The sequence below is a fragment of the Shewanella gelidimarina genome (assembly GCF_023283945.1).
Taxonomy (GTDB): Bacteria; Pseudomonadota; Gammaproteobacteria; order Enterobacterales; family Shewanellaceae; genus Shewanella; species Shewanella gelidimarina.
This window is the reverse complement of sequence record NZ_JAKIKW010000024.1, coordinates 63460-79541: the sequence shown is the minus strand read 5'-3', so window position 1 is coordinate 79541 and position 16082 is coordinate 63460. Positions and strand designations below refer to the sequence as shown.

8 protein-coding genes are annotated in these 16082 nt (G+C 44.7%); 2 read left to right on the top strand and 6 right to left on the bottom strand.

The features are described 5' to 3' along the window. Positions 1–161: 161 nt before the first annotated feature. From L2729_RS17920 to L2729_RS17895, 6 genes are all read right to left on the bottom strand, one after another. Positions 162–2432: a multiheme c-type cytochrome gene (locus L2729_RS17920; RefSeq protein WP_248989484.1), complete on the bottom strand. Its 2271-nt coding sequence runs from the start codon at positions 2430–2432 to the stop codon at positions 162–164. Between the two features lie 468 nt (positions 2433–2900). Then, positions 2901–5183, bottom strand: a complete 2283-nt coding sequence (locus L2729_RS17915; RefSeq protein ID WP_248989483.1) for a multiheme c-type cytochrome — start codon at positions 5181–5183, stop codon at positions 2901–2903. A 556-nt stretch (positions 5184–5739) separates the two neighbouring features. Next, positions 5740–7899, bottom strand: coding sequence for an OmcA/MtrC family decaheme c-type cytochrome (locus L2729_RS17910; protein ID WP_428848261.1), 2160 nt, complete (start codon positions 7897–7899; stop codon positions 5740–5742). A gap of 58 nt (positions 7900–7957) precedes the next feature. Further along, positions 7958–9871 (bottom strand): OmcA/MtrC family decaheme c-type cytochrome, encoded by a 1914-nt coding sequence (locus L2729_RS17905; RefSeq protein WP_248989481.1) that lies wholly within the window; start codon positions 9869–9871, stop codon positions 7958–7960. A gap of 33 nt (positions 9872–9904) precedes the next feature. Continuing rightward, entirely contained in the window at positions 9905–12025 is a 2121-nt protein-coding gene (locus tag L2729_RS17900) for an MtrB/PioB family decaheme-associated outer membrane protein (protein WP_248989480.1), read from the bottom strand. A 15-nt stretch (positions 12026–12040) separates the two neighbouring features. Further along, complete coding sequence (locus L2729_RS17895) at positions 12041–12955, bottom strand: DmsE family decaheme c-type cytochrome (protein WP_232775199.1); 915 nt, start codon at positions 12953–12955, stop codon at positions 12041–12043. Positions 12956–13449: 494 nt separating this feature from the next. Between L2729_RS17895 and L2729_RS17890 the strand changes: the two genes are divergently transcribed. Next, a complete protein-coding gene (locus L2729_RS17890; RefSeq protein ID WP_101093606.1) occupies positions 13450–13689 on the top strand; it encodes a FeoA family protein in 240 nt (79 codons plus the stop codon). After that, positions 13682–15976, top strand: coding sequence for a Fe(2+) transporter permease subunit FeoB (gene feoB / locus L2729_RS17885; protein WP_248989479.1), 2295 nt, complete (start codon positions 13682–13684; stop codon positions 15974–15976). Before L2729_RS17890 ends, feoB begins: the two co-directional genes overlap by 8 nt. Positions 15977–16082: the final 106 nt, after the last annotated feature.

Genomic DNA, 16082 nt, shown 5'->3' with positions numbered 1-16082 from the left:
TGCTTGAGATACGTCCATAAAAAATCCGAATGTAAGGAATACATTCGGATTTTCGCATGCTGAGAAGATCGGTCAACCGATCAAATATTGACTAACTGATCGGCATTAGAGGCTAAGCCTCCCTTTTTAGTGGTATTTCAGTTTACATATTCACGTTTAAACTAGTGGCTGCTGCCCCAGTTTGCATGTGCTTCAAGTAGCTGACTGTCATTGTGACAAGTAGCACAAGTTTCTTGAACATTTAACAGTTCGTATTCTGATGCAGGGATACCCAATGTTGTAAGCGCAACACCTTCTTCTAATAATATTCCGCCCATAGACTGGATATGAGAAGCTGTAGAAGTGTTCAAGCCATATGGCGCTACGTGACAACTAACACACGCTGCTGTTTGTGGAGAGACTACAAGTTGCTCATCTCCATAAATCGGCTTACCGTCGGCATCAACACCTGTTGTTACTTTACCAAAAGCAACTGGCGCAGCATCGCTAACAATCTTGCTTAGTGAATAACCATCTTCACCGTGGCAAGATTGACACTCAGTTTTCTTGAAGAACAAGTCACCAGAGCTGTCATATAGGTAATGCTTGCTATGTACGATAACCGCTAAGTTAGAGCTAGAAGTCTTTCTATCACGTGTACCGTTATGGCAGCTTGCACAACCATCCATGTCATTACTGAAACGATGCTTAATATCAGTGGTGTGACATTGCTGACAAGCAGTCATTTCTGCATGTTGAGTTCGTGGAGATTTATCAACTGCAGTGCCAGTGCCAGTGAAGTAAGCAGTATCTGAAACAGCGTATGGACCTGAGTTTGATATAACACCGTCATCAGACACAACACAATCTTCTACAGTACCCTTGCTGCTAAAGCAAACATGAATTTGACTGCTAAGAGCAACGGTTACGCCTTCAGTATTCATCACGTCTTTTACTTTGAAGTAGTCATACTTATAAGCATATTCTTTATCAAAACCATCATCACCTTCTACTGGCATCAAAGATTCATCTGTAATAGTAATGTCGATGGTATTATCAGCGCCGGCAGAAAATAGGTTATAACCTACTTTCTGGTAGTTAACGATAAAGTCATCATCGACTACGCCGTTAAATACGATAGCACTTGTAGATCCGCCATATTTATATGGAGTTGGATCAATTTGAGCCAAGGTAATAGTGTTGTCACCGTTAGTGACTGTCATGTTTGCAACAACAGTTTTAGCTTCAGCATTATAAGTCATGCTATTGAAGGTGACTGTTGTTTCAGTGGCTTGAAAAGTTGTATTCTCAGCGTAGTGACCACGTTCTGCACCACGTTTACCATCAGGATCGTTGTGACAAGAGACGCAGTTTTCATAGTTGTCTCCTATCTGATCATCGCCCCAGTGCCAGCTTGGTACTGCATATGGGCTGTTGTGGCAGCTCATGCAAGTGGCAGTATCTAAATCTGCTTTCCATGCATCAGCCATAGCAACATTTTCGTCTGGCTGGTGACATGTTTGGCAGTTAGAGGCAGATTGTGGGTAGATGCCGTTATAGAAAGAATGGCTATGGATATCATGTGCCATTGCTTTAATTGAACCATCAAATTCGACAGTGCCAATAACTTTGTCATCTTCATCTTTTACATCTTTCATGTACGAGTTGTAATCGGTATGACAGAAAGTACAAGACTCAAGGGTGACATGTTTTCCGACTTTGTCTTTTTTGCCGTCTTTGTCTTTGTCGTCGTGCATTGATAGCGCGCCATCTTGACCTGGACGATGACAAGATTGACAGGTTTCATTTGCGATAACGGCTTTAGGTTTATCTTGCGCAGTGTCTGAGCTTGGTTGCCAATAGTAGAAACTGTTATTGACTAAGCTTGTACCTGCATCATTAGCTGACTTTACGCCTAAGTAAATACCGTTTGTCGCGTCTGCTGAGTAGGTATATTTTTCTAAGGTATCAATTTCTTTGTTTAGGGTTAGTGTGTAGCTACCATCACCGTTATCGGTTAGACAATCTTCACAGTTTTTACCTTTGAAATAAGAAGAGCCAGTGAAGTGGCCTTCACCTTTATCTTTGTTAAAATAGCTTAGCCAGATATCACGTGGCGAACCTTCAATATCCGTGCCTGCAACTTCATCTTCATTACCCATTCGGCCAAATGAAACCGCGCTAACATCAGTTTGTTGCATGCCAAATACAGCAGCGCCGTTAGCATCTGCTAAGTTGAAGTTTACGGTTAAGAAACCGTCTTCGCTTACGCTAGCTGAAGTAATATCAGCTTGTACATGTGAAACTGACCCGATAGGTGTGCCAACTGGACCTGGCTTTCCGTCTTCGCCAGTTTTACCATCATCGCCACCACAACCAGACACTGCTAGTGAAAGCACTCCTGCTGTTAGTAGCGCTTTTGAAGCTGCGCTTAAGTTAAATAATTTCATCATTTTTTGTCCCTGCAATAGTTTTTTAATCATCACCAAAATGGATATAAGTTGAGAACAAATCTCATTAACCCACCATTAGTGTGCGGAATTTTATTTCCATCTCTAAGGCTAACGAAGCGGGAGGTTTTTAGCAGGTGTTTTAGCCGCTTTATGTGATTAAGATCTGACTATTTCTTTAGGGGTATATAGAAAAGGGCGTTTTTAGGACTATTTTAATTATCGATTAAGATTGAATCGACCAAAAAGGCTGAAGTGTTGACGCATTGTTGACTTGGAGTGGTGCGCGGTAACAGTATTTAAGTCACTGTCATAAAATAAATAAATTACGTTTTACTGACGTTAACTTTTAACAAGTTCAAGTTTTGACTTAGGTAATAAAAAAGGATGGGAAAGCGAGTTCCTCATCCTTTTTACCTGTAATGCCTTCTACTACTTTTTGGTAATTTTAGTCGACTTAACGTACTTCAGTTAGTTAAGCATATGGTTCTCGGCAATCTTTTCTGCGCTATGACAAGTTAAACACGTTTCAGTCGCCATTTGAGCATTCTCAAATGTATCTGCTACGACACCACCCATGTTTTCGATATGTGATTTAGCGGCGCTTTTCTGCTCACTACTTTGGTAGCTATCAGATACGTGGCATGATGCACAAACCCCAGCTTGTGGACTGGAGAACGTTTCGTCTTTACGGTTCCAACGCATTGGAGTTGAACGTGCATTTTCTAAGCTGTAATCGCTGTCATCGTGACAAGCGGTGCAGGTTTTAGTATCGACTAAAGACTGGACATCTTCTCGACCATGAGCTTTACCGAATGTACCGTGAACTCGGACGATCATGCTATTGTAATCACCCGCTTCATGACACTGTGCACAAGTGTGAAGGTCTGCGTTTCGGTAGTGACTAGCGCCTTTTCGAACAACCATGTCATTGTTGTGACAGCTTGCGCAGTTGTCATAATTTACCGCACTTGCACGTTCGACCCCAGCAGTACCATCAAGCTTTAAGAACTCAGTTGTTGCTGCATTGGCGCTAAGGATCCCACTACAGTTGCCCTCAGAATCGAGTTCAACTAAGGTTGACGCTTTATTCTTGAAGCAGGCACTGAAGCTTGCTGATAGCGCCAAGTCTGCGCCATTGTCAATCGCCTTAGCTAATGCTGGTAACGTATAGCCAGCAGGTGTTGCATCAACGACAACATTAAAACTACCATCGTCATTTGCAGTTACAGTACTGCTAGCGCGTGATGCTAAAAAAGCGTCCGGCTTAACAGCATCAACAGCATTGGCATAAATCGTCAGTCTAGGTACGTAACTAGCGCTAACAACTTCTTCACCCATCATTAAGTTGACGGTGAAGCTAAGCTCTGCCACCTCTGTATTCCACATAATATTGCTGTAGCTTGTTTCGATGATCTTACCCGCTTCTTTTGCTGATTCACGACTATCTTTATCGTGTCCGGCGAAGTGACGGAAGGCGCCACCGCGAGTGTTACCATCGTTTGAGGTATGGCAATCGACACAACCGATATATGCGGTGCCACTGTCATCAGTTGTAGTACGGCCACCGTAGTGGTAATCGCCGTGACAGCTTTGACAGCTATCTGCATCCATATCTTTAAACCAATCTAGCGCGTGCACCGTTACATTTTCAGGCAGTGTTTCTGCTGTTTCAGTGTACTGCACATGGCAGCTTTCGCAGTTGGCGGTAGCGGCAGGGTAGTTGATTGGCTTTAACGGATTACCTTCCTCATCAACTTGTGTAGTCCGGTCATATTTATAGCCAAAAACGGGGTTCTTAGCGGCGTTGCCAATGACAGTGTCAAATTTGCCTAAGGCGCGGCGGTCATTTTCTGTTGCGCCAGTATGGATAGCGTGCACTAGCCCTTTAATGGAACCATCGACGGTAAAGTGGGTTTCATTACCTTCTTCATCTGTGCCTGCACCAGAATACTGAGTGTAGTCAGTGTGGCAGAACAGGCAACCATCGGCCGTATTGCCATAGTTACCATGACGGATGTGGTCTTCGCCAACATGGCAGCTGGTACACGTTTGGCTTTCTAACACTAGTTTGGGTGAGCTAACTGATTGCTCTGTTGCTGGCTCCCAGTAGTATGATTCAACATGCTTAACTTTATTGGTTCCTGCGCCATAGGTCATCAGGTAAATACCTTGAACCTGTGTGGCATCATAACCGTAGTCTAGGCTCTTAGTATCAACGATATCAGGTGCTGTAATGCGGTACTTACCACTACCAAGATACTCAAGACATTCTAGTCCTTCTTGGCAATTACGGTTCGGGCGCCAGTTATCTGTTCCAGTGACTAAGGTGTCATTTTGCTTGTTACGATATGACAGCCAAATTTCACGTTCACCATCGGCACGTGAATCTACAGTGCTGCTATTGCCTTCTGAATCGGTGATCTCGTAAGGTAAAAATGCTTCTGCTCGCGTTCCCATACGACCAAAGCTAACGCGCAGTGGATCAGTTAGATCCTCTAGTCCGGTAACGGCAACGCCGTTTAGGTTAGTAAAGTTAAACTCTATTGTAAGGGTGGAGTTTGCTTCATCGTAGCTGGCAAGTTCAACTTGGGTTTTAACTGCGGTCACATCGTTAATGTGCACGGCAATCTCGCCGTTATTGCCGTCTTCACCATCTTTTCCGTCGCTGCCGCAACCCGCAAGCGCAAAAGAGAGTGCGCCGATGCCGATTGCTGATTTTACAGCTGCTGCTAATTTATACCGATTTATCATCATTTTATTCCCTGCATAGGTTTTATCTGCTGTGAGGTTTTTACCTCTTAAGCGTGAGGGGCTACCTCAACATGATCTTATCCAAAAGAGGTCGTTGCCTGTAAGAGAGATCGGCTAAATGTGAGGTGTGTCTTTGCGTCGGTTACAGTATGTTAAATGTTTTTAAAGCACTTACTTAACAAGTGGTTAGGGTGCAGTGGCTGAGGGAGTTAATAATGAGTTAAGCTTGGCAGGTGAAAGCTTAAATCTAACTGAAAATGATAGATAGTTTCACGATGATAATTGATTTGAATCAATCTTTATGGCCAGCTTTATGTGGGTGTTTTAACCTAATAGTGACATCTCGCGCTGAGTTGTAACTTAGATGTTGGTTTTTTGTATTAAAGCGGTGTCTTGGAGTGCCTTCTAAACAGTCCCTTTAGGGGAAACTGGCAATTTAGTCATGATAATGCGAGTAAAAACATCACCAAAGCAGCTGGGTTGATACGTGCTTAAGGCTATCTGACAATAAAAAAGGAGGCTAAAGCCTCCTTTTTATTACTCAATAATTAACACATTAGTTACCGTGGATCTCAAGCAGTTGACTTGGATTGTGACAAGTCGAACAAGCTTCTGCTGAGCGAGTTCTAACATCAGCGGCATCCATACCATCTAAAATCCCGCCATTAGAGGTGATATGACTTGCGCCTGAATCACTTAGATACTTCTGATGGCAACTTAAGCAAGCACCAGCATCGGATGATACCCAAATATCCACTCCGGTCGTAGTGTCGCCATAACGCCATACACGGTCGGTTGCTCGACCTAGCTGGATGCCGTCATCGGTGTGGCAGGTTGAGCAATCCGTTTTGAGAACCGTACCGGATTGTACACCCGCATATTTAAGATAATGTCCCTCTGCTTCGTGGGCTTTATAGGCAAAGCTGGTCGGCTTCATGCCTCCAGGGAAGCTATCATCGCCTTTGGTGGTTTTATCTGACGTGTGGCATGTCTGACAGTTATAACCATTATTATAGTGATGATTTTCTTGATTGTGACACCCCTGACATTTTGCTGCGTCAATGATTGAGCGGCGCATCGCAGCTTGGGTACCATCGTCAACACCTGAACCAGACCAAACAAAGTGATATGGCAATTCTTTAACCGCAACGGAGCGGGTATTGTCAGAGCATGCAGTCATGACCACTTCAGCAACAGCGTAACCGCCGTTATTAAAGCAGACTTCAACAGCAGACCACAATTCGAACGTTTTACCGTCTGCATCTGCAGGCATATCAAAGGTGCTGGCAACAATGCTAAAGGTCTTAGTGGCAGCATCATAGGTACCATCTTGCAGCTTAAAACGTCGTAAACTGTATGATGCATCAGTATAAGCAGGGAAGTCCCTGTCACTGTCCCAGGCAACAACGACACGTGTTCCTTGGTTGATAAACTCACCAGCAATAGCTGCGCCAGTGGCATCGGTGATCTGGACATCAAACATCAGTTTACCTGCGGTATCTAGCCCAATATTGCTAAACGTTACGCCCATGGCCTCGGCATCAGTGTATGCCTTTAACACATCGCCATGACGCTTCTCAGCATTTCCGGTTCCTCGATAGGTGTCTGTTGCATTGTGACAAGATACACAGTTGGTGCTTGAGTGCGATTGTGAGGGTTTTTCTGTGTGACAACCTACACAGGCTGTATTGCTTAGATCTGCTTTAAACAGATCCGCATTGGCGGGGGCTCCATCACCTTCTACGTGACATGAAGCGCAGTTTGCTGCGGGTTTCTGCGGGAAGGTGACTTTACCGTAATCATGTAAACTTCCTCCGTAGCCAACAATTTTATAGGGTGCGGGTACTGATCCTTCTGGGGTGCTTGTTTCTCTGTCTTGTCCTTTATGAATCGCGTGGATCATATAAGTGAAATCGACGCTATTACCACTTTCAGGATCGCCAGAGGTTGCAGTATGACAGCTAGCACAGTTCTCTAAGTCAACTCGTCGACCACCATGTAGTTCAAGGCTTTCAGGTTGATGACAGGTATAGCAAGCGGTAATATTGACCACATTTCGAGTCTGGATCCCGCTGGTTTCACCCGAAGAGGGTTGCCAATCGTGATGAGCATTCGCCGTTGCTTGTGGTAGCTTCAGCTCTAATGTTGCTCTGTGGGTATTGTCTTCACCATAGGTTACGGCAAGTGGCTCTGTGACATTGGCAATGTTCTGCATGAAACTATAGCTATAGCTGCCATCGCCATTATCGACAAAGCAGTCTTCACAGTTGCTCGCAGCTTCTACATTTGCTTGGTATTGCGGAGATGGTATTAGCCCTGTTGTATCATCGGGCAGATCGCCTGGTTGTTTTAAGACATTAATATATGCTTGCCATTGATAACCGCGGTTATATTCTACTTCATCGATGGTTTCGCTCACTTGAGCTAGCTGGGCAATTCCAAATCTGAGGTCGTAATCTTTTGTTAGCCCGAGTACGGCTACGCCATTAGCATTCTCTAGGTTAAACCCGACAGTAACGACACCTTCTGTAACCGTGGCACTGGTAAATTCTGCCATGACCGTAGAGGTACTACCAATATCAACACCTACAACGCCATCGACACCATCAGCACCGTCGTCACCATCACTACAACCAACCAGCAGTGCGGCGCAACTTAATGCAATCAAACTGAGTTTTGAGCTTTTAGTTTTGATTTCCATAATTTTGCATTCCATTATTTCTAATCACTAAACGATTAAAGCCTAACAACGAACGTTGTTAGGCTTATGATTATTATTTTATCGGGTGAACACTTAGCACATCGTAGGTTGCACCCTGCCCATGACACGTCGAGCAGCTTTCAGTCCCTGCTGTAGCATCAGCTTCGCTACCCTTAAAGACAGCGCCTTGTTGAGTCATATGTGACATTGATGTGTCGCTAGTATGACAAGCACTGCATATTGCAGCTGTCGGACTCGTAAAGGTGCCATCATCAAATGCTAATGGCTGCACTGCACTATCAAGCGGTAAGGCGGCTGTCAGCACGCCAGCGTCATCTTCAGTGTGGCACTGAGCACAATTTCCGATATTGCCTGGGTAGTTAATATCAGGATAGCTTTCACGTGAACCCGCATGCAGCGTATGGACTAAGTGCTTATAATCTGCAGTTGATGCGGCAGGATTATCAGCACTGGCTTCAGCTTGCATATTACGGTTGTGACAAACTTGGCACTGTCCTTCAAGATCATTTCGCGAACCGTGGTAGTTCAGCTGCTGATCGCCATGGCAGCTGCCACAGGTTTCGTTGGTTACCACGACTCGGCGTCCAGTATCACTCAGTGCCATAGCACTAAAGAACTGATGGCTCGACTTGAGGTTGGTGGTGTTGTCTGTTTCAGCACAATTTGCCAGCATATCGTCATCGCTGCAGAGCTTACCTTGAATGGCCAACGTACCTATGCCTGCGGTTAATTCACTAGGAACGGTGAGTCCGCTGATTTGATACGTAAATAGTCCATCACTGCCGGAGATTGGTGCCGTTTGCTGTAGCTTGATTGAACGGGCACTGCGGGTGGTGTAATCGACACTCACTCCCCAGTTGGCATAAATCCGTAGGTCATTGACAAAATTAAGCTTATCGGCACTTTCTGTGTAAACTTCGTTGGTTGCAGGGTTAGAAAGCCTTACCGCTAACTCAACTGTGGTCCCTGTTAATACTGCACTGACGATTTCCACATTAAATTGGCCAAGAACAGCATCGGTATCGGCTTGACTATGGGCGCTCATGGTCCATTCAGCATTGTGGCAAGCGACACAATTACTATTGTCTTGCTGGGTTGGGTGACCTTGGCCCGCAGGGAAGTCAATATTGGTATGACAACTGCCGCAAGCCTCCATAGTGGGCACGCGAGCCCAGTTCATGTTTTCGGTTAACGTTTCATCAGCAGCATGGCAAGTTTGACAGTCAGCCAATGAAACTGGGAAACCGACTAAATGCTTGCCGTGCACCATGGGGGCAAAAACATTGTCTGGATTACTGACTTTATCTAGATTATGACAAGTAACACAGGTTTCCACTTCATTGTATTTGCTGCCATGAAAAGCCAAATCATTGTGGCAACTATTACACGTGTCCATTTCAATGAGATTACGGGTGTAAGCAGGGGCGCTCCCCTTATCTTGCCAGTCATGATGTTGGTTAGTCATTGGCAACGCTGTACCATCGGGTAAAGCATCGCCGCCCACTTTGATGACCACTCGCTGAGTAGCACCAGACATAAAGCTAATGTCATTCATGCCGTCAAATGCACCACTAAAAGTGTAGCTATATTGCCCATTCTTATGGTCGATAAATTCGCCGTCACACACGTTGGAGCAAGACTCTGACGTAAAATATTGCCACTGGCTGGCATTGCCTGCATTGGTATAGCCCATGGGGAGCAACTGAGCGGCTATATAGGTCGCAGAGGGAATACCGACCACAGGTTCATCTTGCTCGTTGGTGATGCGGTAGTTAATCGTTGCAATACCAGCATCGAAAGCAACGTCGTTGACTGCGATGTTAAGCTCGGCGATTTCTGTTGCTGGTGGCCCGCCGGGTTCTCCAGGGTTGCCAGAATTGCCATCATCGCCGCCGCAACCCGCTAATATGGCGATTAGACCTAGAGGAATACTTTTATGAAGTCTTGATTGGGTGATCAGTTTCATTTTTCTTTCCTTGAAATCCTTTAAATGACAAAACTACAGTTGATAACTAAATGTCAGGCCAAAATAGTGAGCGTTATAATCGTGGTTTAGGTCGCCAAAAATCAGCACGTTAGGAATTGAATCAACGGCTAGCCCTTGGTTAAGCCAGTCTGAATCTTTGTAGTTTTCAAAGATCCAGTCGAAGCGTAATGCCATCTTTTCTGCTAACTGATACTTAGCAAAGGCATTGATGTTGTGTTTTTCTGCAAAGTAATCGCCATATGGCGAGGTGAGCCCTTGAATAACATCGGTATCACTTTGGCCATCAGAATAAGAGTAATCTAAGCCCAAGTTGAGTTTGCTATCGAATAGGTTTTGGTAGTCTAAGCCTGCCCCCACGAGCGTTGACTGTTCATCGGTGTTTGCGTACCAATTGGGTAACCCAAAGTTAGTGCTGCCCGCTTGTTTACTGTCACGCCAGTCTTGATTGAGGTAGGCATTAATATTGAAGTCTTCATTCACCCTATAACTGGCTGAAATGTCATAGCCTTGAATATCAACACTTGTCAATCCAACTTGGGTATCATCATAGTCATCAAAGTTGGCATGAACGTTAGCGCTCGCGGAAAAGGCTTCTGAGCCACTGTAGGCTACATTTAGCTTATATTCTTGGCGCTCTCTATCGGCAAGGTAGGACTTTCTTAAATAAGGATTACTCGGGCTTGATGTGGTGGTGACGGCGTTATAGGCGCTGCCGGTTCTATCGCTTGCAGTGGCTTTTATCCAAGCCGACCATGCTGGTGAAATACGGTAGTTGAGTTTTGCATAGAGTGTGTTTTGCTGTAATGAATCTCTATCTAAGTCACTATAGTCATTGTGATCATAGCGATACCCACCGTCGATATACATACTGCGGGTAAATCGGTATTTGGCGCCGACATCGACCAACTGTTTAGTTCTGTCATATTCAGGGTTTACTGCAGTACCGGCATAGTAGCTATCAGTGATAACTTGAGGATAAGGATTGAGCGTTGTTTTATTGTCTCTATCGGAATAATCGTAACGCGCTCGAACGCTCAATCCACGTGCAAGCCTTCCAGAGTACTTTAACTTCATGTCTGTTGTATCAACCTGCCCATCGAGGTTACTGGCGGGTAGGGCGGGTGAAGGACCATTAATGGTTGCGGGTAGAAAGGCTTGGTCTTGGGTAAAGCTGGCAACACTCAAATTCATTAATACTTGATGACCATTGCCGCTGAGTTGTGCGTTTGCTCCAACACGGTAGGCTTTGTTGTCAGGGGAGGCTGCACTTTGGCCTTCATAAGCCGCGCCAAAGGTCGGAGTGAATGCCGAGTTCCAACTAATGGCTTGATGATCGTTTTTATATTGGCTGAAAGAGGAATCGATGCCGATGAGCCAACCTTTACCGTTAAAGTAGATTTTGGCCGCTAACTCATCAGTACTGTCATCAATAGGCTGGGCCAGCATGGCACTATTGGTTAATAGGTTGCCGGAAAAACTCCGCTTTCCTTGTCGCTCCTCATGTTGATAATTGATAGTGGCCTTATAAAAGCTACCTTTATAGTCAGCTCCTAGTAAAAACCGATCGCGTAACGTTTTGAGCGTCGTATCGGTGACATCAGCGTTTAATGTTGGCATTTGTCCTGTGGTTGCCCCAGTTTGCCAGCTGTCGGGCAGAACGAGTTGGTCGCCACTGTTTCGATAAGGGCTTAATGCAGCATTGGTATCGTAATTGGCTAATCCTCGATAACCGAGTGCAATTTGATATTGTCCAGGACGGCCAGTTTCAATTTTTGCGCTACCAGTGTCATAACCGAGTTTGTCGGCTTCGATTAGAGTTTGATAGCCGGTTGCTGATGTGTAGTTAACATCGGCCTCAAGATGACCAACCGCACCGTCGGTGTCAGTGCCGCTAGTATTACCAAAATGGATATCACTAGCATCATTATAAGCGGCGCCAACGCCAACACTGCCACTAAAGCCTGATGATGTTACGCAGCGTTTGCATTGCCATTTTTCAACTTTTGCATTATCACGATTTGCACTTTGCAATCCATAGCCATCAGCAAGCGCTGGTGTGATGGAGGCGCTTATTGCTAACGCTATCAGAGATAGTTGTAAAGGCTTGTTAATATGGAACGGTAAAGTTTTCATGGTTGCCACTCCTTGTTAGCGCTGCAGCAGCTTGCCAGATGGATGATTAGAACCATGCACTTGAGAATGGCAGTTCATACAACTCTGACCGGCATTAAATGCATTGGGGTTACCACCGAACACAGCATTTGAAGTATGCCCAACAGAAGCGTGGCATTGCTGGCATAACATCGGTGGTTTACTGATAAGCATGGCTTCATTGACACTGCCATGTGGATTATGACAAGTCGCGCAATTTTCGGTAACTGGGGCATGTTCCCATAACTTGGGTCCGCGTTTTTCGGCATGGCAAGAGTAGCAATTTTCATTAACGCTCATCTGCTTTAGACTGGCGTCGGCGAGTGTGCCGTGTGGATTATGACAATCGCTACATACCATCTGTTGCCATTTAAGCGGATGAGATGACCGTTTGTTCATATCCGCTTTTTGCTGGGTATGGCAGCTGGTACAAACTGCAACTTCTGTCGCTCTGTCCGCAATAGGGTCATGTCCGGTATGAACTTGATGACAGTTGGCGCAGCTGACGTCAGCATTGTCGTGATGGTTGCCACTCCATGCCATACGTTCATCATCGTTGTGGCAGCTCATACAAACACTGTTTTGTTTGTCGGCAGGGACAGGAGAGTTGGAACCAAAGGTGATCATTGGTTCTTTACCGCCGCGGTTATGTTTGCCCAATGGTCCATGGCAAGCTTCGCACTGCAAATCAGCCATTGGGGAGCCTTTGACGTCGATATTGCCGTGGACGCCATCGAATAACGCCATGACCTTAGGGCTTTTGCGATGACACATTAAACAGGTGTCAGCGCCTTTAGCCGAATACTTACCCTCGGCGAACTTTTTGTCTAATAACGCTTCGACCTCTTTAGGGGGTTGGTCATCCCATGGGGCAGACATGACATTAAAACTCAATGTCACTGCGGTGAGCATAAGTAGGTTGATTACCTTACTTGAGAACCATCCTGTGTTCTTATTCATCATGTCATTCCCATTCCATTCGCTTTTAATGCGTTATTTTTTGGATTGTTATATTAGTATTTATGTAAATTACTAACTTAAGATAATAGAACAAAAATGTGACAAGTCCATAACATATGTAAGGTGATTTAGGCTTCTTGTTGCTGTTCTTTAAAGGCTAAGTCGAAAAGCGTGATCAAGATCACGTTTGCGTTCTTCCCGCTAATTACTTGATAGAAGTGTAAATAATAACCATTATTATTTAGTGTAATTTAAACGCGGACGATTTATCTGTTAACAGTCGTTTATTAGTTGAGAGTTTTGTCACATAATAGAGAACACAATTGAAAATTATTATCGTTTACAGTTCGAAATATTGATCTAGGTAAGGTTTTTTAATCCTATGGTCATTTAAAATCGATACCAATTCAAAGAGAGTTGAGGCCTGTAATTAGGTGGAATGCACAATGAAGTTAAGTGAATTAAGTCCAGGCGATTTCGCCAGAATTTCTCAGGTAGGGCAAATTGATCTACCTGCTGTTGTAAAGCGCAAACTCCTATCGATGGGGATCACTCCAAATACTCGATTTTCTTTGATCCGCAGGGCACCTATGGGCTCTGGCGTAGAATTAGACATCCGAGGCAGTAAATTATGTATGCGTCGAGATTTAGCAGATATTATTGAGGTTGAAAAGTCGAATGGATAAGCAATTTAACTGCGTCACTGTTGGTAATCCTAACGCGGGTAAGTCGACTCTTTTTAATGCGCTTACAGGTTCTAATCAGCAAGTCGGTAACTGGTCTGGTGTCACGGTCGAGAAAAAAACCGGTCAATTCGCTCTGCAAGATACCGATGTCTTTCTAACTGATCTTCCAGGCATTTATGATCTACTGCCTGCGGGCAATAGTTGTGATTGTTCACTAGATGAGCAAATCGCGCAGCAATATTTAGCTGAACAACCAATAGACGGCATTATTAACCTTGTTGATGCAACGAATATTGAACGTCATTTATATCTGACTGTTCAACTGCGTGAACTTGGTATTCCTTTAGTTGTTGTGCTAAACAAAATCGATGCTGCCATTAGCCGTGGCATTCATATTGATGTTGCACAAATGAGTAAAGAGTTAGGCTGCCCTGTTGTTGCTGTCTGCTCTCGTGATGAACAAGATATTGATAAGGTGAAGCAGCAGTTTGTTGCTTTGCTTGATGGCAAGGTATCTGAAGCGCCTTTGGTGCTTGACTACGATACCGAAATTGAATCAGCCGTGACTAACTTACTTGCACAAGATGAAACGTTGAGCCGAGGCCGCGCGTTAGCGATGCTTGCCAATAGCATAGGGTGTGGTAAATGTAAGAATAGCCAAATGGCCAGTGAAGTAGAGCAATACTCTCAAGCATTATCTCATCAAGGTAAAGATATTGAGATTATGGTGGCGACCACTCGTTTTAACTTTGTCGAACAGGTCTTTACTGGTTCTGTGAAAAGTGACAACGCAGAAACATTAACTGACAAGCTCGATAAGGTCGTACTGCATCCAATCGCAGGGATCCCAGTATTCCTGTTTGTGATGTATTTAATGTTTATGTTTAGTATCAATGTTGGTAGTGCGTTTATCGACTTTTTTGACATGACAGCAGGCGCTATTTTTGTTGATCATCTGGGCGCATTGATGAGCAGTTTTGGCTCGCCAACTTGGCTGGTGACGATTGTTGCGGGTGGTATTGGTCAAGGCATTCAAACGGTCGCGACATTTATCCCCGTGATTGCAGCACTTTTCTTAGTACTTTCAGTGCTAGAAGGCTCAGGTTATATGGCTCGCGCCGCCTTTGTTGTTGATGGATTAATGCGCCGCATTGGTCTACCGGGTCGTGCATTCGTGCCTATGATTGTAGGCTTTGGTTGTTCTGTACCAGCCATTATGGCAACACGTACACTTGGCAGCGAACGCGAACGTATCGTAACGGGCATGATGGCGCCGTTTATGTCTTGTGGTGCACGTCTTCCTGTTTATGCGCTGTTTGCAGCGGCTTTCTTCCCAGAGTCTGGGCAGAACTTAGTTTTCTTACTTTATCTTATTGGTGTTTTAGCCGCGATTGGTACGGGCTTACTGTTACGCTCAACCTTATTGCCGGGAACCAGTAGCGCCGTTGTTATGGAGTTGCCGAGTTACGAAAAACCTAAGTTTAAAACTGTAATGACTCGAACGGGTAAGCGTACCAAAAGCTTTATCAAGGGCGCCGGTAAGACGATTGTCATCGTTGTAACCTTACTGAACTTTGTTAATGCCATTGGTATGGACGGTACATTTGGTCACGAAGATAGTTCTGAATCAATACTGAGTGTAGCCAGTCAGCAAGTGACACCGTTCTTCGCACCAATGGGCGTAGAACAAAAAAATTGGCCAGCAACCGTTGGTATTATCACCGGTATTTTTGCTAAGGAAGCCGTTGTAGGCACCTTGAATAGTCTTTATTCAGATGGCAGCGCAGGCGACGAAGAGCTTGCTCCACTGTCTGAAACATTTGCTGCAGCGTTAACGACGATTCCTGAAAACTTATTTGGCATTGCACTTGACGATCCGCTGTCTATTTCAGTTGGCGACGTATCTTCATTAGAATCAGCTTCAGAAGAATTAGAAGTTGATGGCTCTACCTTTAGTGCACTACAAGCCGGTTTCTCAGGAATTACAGCGGCATTTGCATACTTGCTGTTCATTCTTCTATATACACCTTGTGTTGCTGCTATGGGCGCCTTAGTGAATGAGTTTGGTGGACGATGGGCGGCATTTGCTGGAGTTTGGACGTTTGCTTTAGCCTACGGTACCGCCACCGTGTTTTACCAAGGGGCTACGTTTGCTCAGCATCCATTGCAATCGAGTTTGTGGATTGGCTTTTTCGTTATCGCACTAGTGGTATTTTATGTGTGGCTAAAGAAGAAAGGCAGAAAAACACAAATGATTATTCCTGGTATTAAAGTGATTACCGAATAGCGCGATTAGCGTATACTCGATATGTATAAACAAAAGCAGCGATGATTCGCTGCTTTTTGCTCTTTAAATGGCTATGCTGTAACCATTAGTCGTGTTTTTAAGCGTG

Coding starts and splice junctions, on each gene's coding strand:
- L2729_RS17900 (WP_248989480.1), bottom strand. CDS start 12,025: ATGAAAACTTTACCGTTCCATATTAACAAGCCTTTACAACTATCTCTG.
- L2729_RS17905 (WP_248989481.1), bottom strand. CDS start 9,871: ATGAAACTGATCACCCAATCAAGACTTCATAAAAGTATTCCTCTAGGT.
- L2729_RS17890 (WP_101093606.1), top strand. CDS start 13,450: ATGAAGTTAAGTGAATTAAGTCCAGGCGATTTCGCCAGAATTTCTCAG.
- feoB (WP_248989479.1), top strand. CDS start 13,682: ATGGATAAGCAATTTAACTGCGTCACTGTTGGTAATCCTAACGCGGGT.
- L2729_RS17920 (WP_248989484.1), bottom strand. CDS start 2,432: ATGATGAAATTATTTAACTTAAGCGCAGCTTCAAAAGCGCTACTAACA.
- L2729_RS17915 (WP_248989483.1), bottom strand. CDS start 5,183: ATGATAAATCGGTATAAATTAGCAGCAGCTGTAAAATCAGCAATCGGC.
- L2729_RS17895 (WP_232775199.1), bottom strand. CDS start 12,955: ATGCTCACCGCAGTGACATTGAGTTTTAATGTCATGTCTGCCCCATGG.
- L2729_RS17910 (WP_428848261.1), bottom strand. CDS start 7,899: ATGGAATGCAAAATTATGGAAATCAAAACTAAAAGCTCAAAACTCAGT.